We start from the raw sequence: 3,800 nt of genomic DNA on the forward strand, positions 1-3,800 counted from the left end.
GGAGTGATCAGGGGGAAATTCAGCTACTTTTTCCCTGAAAATTAGGTAATTGACCCCCTCAAAATCGGTAAAACCCCACACCCCACACCCTACACCCTACACCCTGCCCCTAGGAAAAACTTTTTCAGCAGACCCTACTTAAGCGGTTAAATCGATTAACTTTTGTTTTAAAGTTTCCAATCCTAGCCGACGAATAGCCGAGATAAAAACAGCTTGGGGATATTTTTCCTTAGCTATTTCCAAATCCTCGCTTTTTACCTGATCCAACTTATTAAACACCATTAACATTGGACCGGTTTGAATCGGCATCTCCGAGAGGATTTTTAATACCGAGGCAATCTGACTTTCCCAAGCTGGATGGGACAGATCCACCAGATGGAGTAATGCGTCTGCTTCCGTTACTTCCTCCAAAGTTGCCCGAAAAGCATCCACCAGCGAGGGGGGTAATTCGTGGATAAAACCCACCGTATCAGTTAGTAAGAGGGGGTGAGATGTTTGGGTAAGGGGATCGGTAATAGTTAAGCGTCGGGTAGTGGGATCAAGGGTAGCAAACAGTTGATCGGCGGTATAAACTTCGGCAGCGGTGAGAGCATTAATTAAAGTAGATTTTCCCGCATTGGTGTAACCGACGATCGCCACACTGGCTACCTCTTGTTTTTGCCGTTGTTTGCGTAAACGGGAACGATGAGCTTGCAGCTGATCCACCTCATCCTGGAGACGGGATAAACGACGTTGAATAGTTCGGCGTTCTGTTTCTAATTTTGTCTCCCCCGGTCCGCGAGTGCCAATTCCTCCCCCTAATCTCGACATGGCTAATCCGCGCCCGGTGAGACGGGGTAAAGTGTATTCTAATTGGGCTAATTCTACCTGTAGTTTACCCGCTTGGGATTGGGCCCGTTGGGCGAAAATGTCCAGGATCACCTCGGTGCGATCGACCACTCTCACCCCGATTTGGTTCTCTAGATTGCGAATTTGGGCGGGAGAAAGATCCCGATTGAATACAACTAAATTAGCCCCCGAAGTTTGCACCTGTAGGGCGATTTCTGCCACTTTTCCCGAACCGATCACTGTTTGAGGATGGGGATGATCCCGTTTTTGTCGGGTGACTTGCAAAACTTTGCCCCCGGCGGTATCAACTAAACGTTCTAATTCGCTTAAACCGTCCTCGAACTGGCGATCGCTCATATTGTCGGTCATTAAACCAACCAATAGCACCCGATCTTCGGCTGTATCAACGGTTATAGCGGTAAATTCGCGCTGAAACTCCGCCTCTAGTCCTTCCACTAACTCTAAAAAGTCCTGTTTGCTTAAATCCTCTAGATTTAAGGGCGGGGAGACAGACCAGTATATATTACTATTGACATTTGTTTGACTTTGTGGTATGAGATGCGCCAGATAGACCTGCTCCACATAACCAGTCGCCCCACCACCGCGACGGATCATGCCTGTGCCGGTTAGGGTTAAGATCACCAGTGCGTCTAATCTTTGCAGAGCCATGGCGGTTAAACTGGATTCTTTTGGCGGTTCCTGCTTGAGTTCCGTGGCGATACAACGAATTCCGCAAAGACGTTCGGAACCGTAGCGGGGTAGTTCCAAGAGGGAAAATTGGGTTTGTCGGGGGGTTCCCACTCCCACACGAATTACCTGGCCGCGACGGTTGATATAGGTGCAGAGGGGTTGATGAATATCGGTACTGATGGCCGCCAGTCTTTGGGCGAATTCTGGGGTGGTGAGAGTATCGATAGGCAAGCGTTCATGGTACAGCCTTTGTAGCTGTTTCATCTGACTGGCTTTTAGTCCCTGGGTATTGCCGAAGATGGTATCGATAGGCTTTCCTCGCAATTAGGATTTTATCTATATATTGTAGCGATTTTGACCATGGCTGCCCTTTTATTTGTCCTCTAGAAGCCAGCCCTAATTAGGGTAAAATTGGGCAGTATCAATGGTTATTTTCCATATTATGCTCGCTTCTACTCAGGAACTCCTCGAAACCGCTCGCAAAAATATCTATGCGATCGGAGCTTTTAATGTTTATAACCTAGAAGGGGTCAAAGCGGTGATTAGTGCCGCCGAGGATTGCCGTAGTCCCGCTATGTTGCAAATTCACCCCAGCGCTTTGCGTTATGGCAGTTCCACCCTCGTCGCTCTCTGTTTAGAGGCCGCTCGCTCGGCCAAGGTTCCTATCTCGGTCCATCTTGACCATAGCACTAAAGCCAGCGATATCTACGAGGCCCTAGAAGCGGGGATGACCTCAATTATGGCCGATGGCTCTCATCTTCCCTACCAAGATAATCTCGCTTTTACCAAAGAAATGACTCGTTTAGCTCACGAATACGGGGCTGTGGTGGAGGCAGAAATCGGCCGAATTAGCGGCACTGAGGACGGGTTAACTATTGCCGAAAAAGAGGCTAAAATGACAGATCCAGAGCAAGCAGTGCAATTTGTGCAGGCAACGGGAGTGGATTCTCTGGCCGTAACTATCGGTAATGTCCATGGCGAGTACAAAAGTCCGCCCCGTCTCGATTTCGATCGCCTGGCCCGGATTCGACAACTTCTGTCTATTCCCCTAGTTTTACACGGTGCTTCCGGTTTACCCCCAGAAATGATCGGGCGATCGATCCAGTTAGGAGTCTGCAAATTTAATGTTAATACAGAAGTGCGTCAAGCCTATATGCAGTCCCTGAAACGGGAAATTTGTGGGCCAGAGGATAAGGATTTATTAGAGATCGCAGGAGAGGCAATTTCCGCGATGAAATCGGTAATTATCGACAAATTAACCCTTTTTGGTGCTGTCAATAAGGCCCATCTCCACGAAACTCCCTACGCTCAAATGTTAGCGGGATTATCGGGGGTTAGGGACTAGGAATTATAAATTATGAATTATGAATTATGAATTGGGGAGAAGAGAGAAGGGAGAAGGGAGAATAAATAAAAATAATCTCCTGTCTCCTGAATACTGACTCCTGAAGTCTGACTCTCGACGACCGGCTCCTGACGGTTAAAATAACTGATCACTGAGATAAAATGCCGATGAAAAAATTAATTCTAGCCACGAGTAATCCGGGTAAATTGGCAGAGATAGGGGAATACTTAACTGATATCGACCTAGAATTGCAGTTAAAACCCGATGATTTAGAGATAGAGGAAACCGGGGCGACTTTTGCTGAAAATGCCTATTTAAAAGCTGCTCAAATTGCCCTAACTTTGGGAGAATGGTCGATCGCCGATGATTCGGGATTGGAAGTAACCGGGTTAGGAAATGCCCCGGGGATTTACTCGGCCCGCTATGGTAAAAATGATCGAGAAAGAATCGATCGCCTCGTCAGAGAATTAGGGGATAATCAGGATCGATCGGCCCGTTTTGTCTGTGTAATTGCGATCGCACGTCCCGATGGTGAGATTGCCTTGAGCGCCACAGGAATCTGCACGGGAGAAATTCTCACCAGTCCTAGGGGTAAAGGTGGTTTTGGTTACGATCCGATTTTTTATGTCCCCGAATACGCTTTAACCTTTGCGGAAATGTCTCCCGAATTAAAAAGAAAAATTAGCCACCGAGGACGAGCTTTTGAGCAATTGCTGCCCCATCTCAAGACTCTCGCGGGTACAAATTCATTAAGGCTCTGACTTGTTCAGCATGATAAGAGCTTCTTGTCAAGGGACTCGCAACAATTTGTAAAAATCCCAGAGATTCCCCATATTCGCGCCAAGCTTGGAACTGTTCGGGGGTGATAAATTCCTGTACACCGAGATGTTTTGGCGATGGTTGCAGATACTGCCCGATGGTGAGAATATCACAATCA

Annotated in this window: 3 protein-coding genes and 1 pseudogene; 2 read left to right on the forward strand and 2 right to left on the reverse strand. The window is 47.5% G+C overall.

From position 1 onward, the window contains the following. Window positions 1-138: 138 nt before the first annotated feature. Window positions 139-1,842: a GTPase HflX gene (gene hflX, locus PX484_RS03460; protein ID WP_287668396.1), complete on the reverse strand. Its 1,704-nt coding sequence runs from the start codon at window positions 1,840-1,842 to the stop codon at window positions 139-141. A gap of 118 nt (window positions 1,843-1,960) precedes the next feature. Here hflX and PX484_RS03465 point away from each other — a divergent pair, with 118 nt between their 5' ends. Together PX484_RS03465 and rdgB are read left to right on the forward strand one after the other, a co-directional pair. Next, a complete protein-coding gene (locus PX484_RS03465) occupies window positions 1,961-2,863 on the forward strand; it encodes a class II fructose-bisphosphate aldolase (RefSeq protein WP_108935504.1) in 903 nt (300 codons plus the stop codon). A 167-nt stretch (window positions 2,864-3,030) separates the two neighbouring features. Further along, window positions 3,031-3,624: an RdgB/HAM1 family non-canonical purine NTP pyrophosphatase gene (gene rdgB, locus PX484_RS03470; protein ID WP_004268069.1), complete on the forward strand. Its 594-nt coding sequence runs from the start codon at window positions 3,031-3,033 to the stop codon at window positions 3,622-3,624. On the opposite strand, the pseudogene PX484_RS03475 reads toward rdgB, so the two are convergent. Further along, window positions 3,587-3,800, reverse strand: a pseudogene (locus PX484_RS03475) (lipoyl synthase); the annotation flags it as partial. The gene rdgB and the pseudogene PX484_RS03475 overlap by 38 nt on opposite strands.

The sequence above is a fragment of the Microcystis sp. M49636_WE2 genome, assembly GCF_030065375.1.
Taxonomy (GTDB): Bacteria; Cyanobacteriota; Cyanobacteriia; order Cyanobacteriales; family Microcystaceae; genus Microcystis; species Microcystis aeruginosa_C.

What these genes read in the sequence shown, in the direction of transcription:
- rdgB (WP_004268069.1), top strand. Translation starts at nt 3,031, where the DNA reads ATGAAAAAATTAATTCTAGCCACGAGTAATCCGGGTAAATTGGCAGAG.
- PX484_RS03465 (WP_108935504.1), top strand. Translation starts at nt 1,961, where the DNA reads ATGCTCGCTTCTACTCAGGAACTCCTCGAAACCGCTCGCAAAAATATC.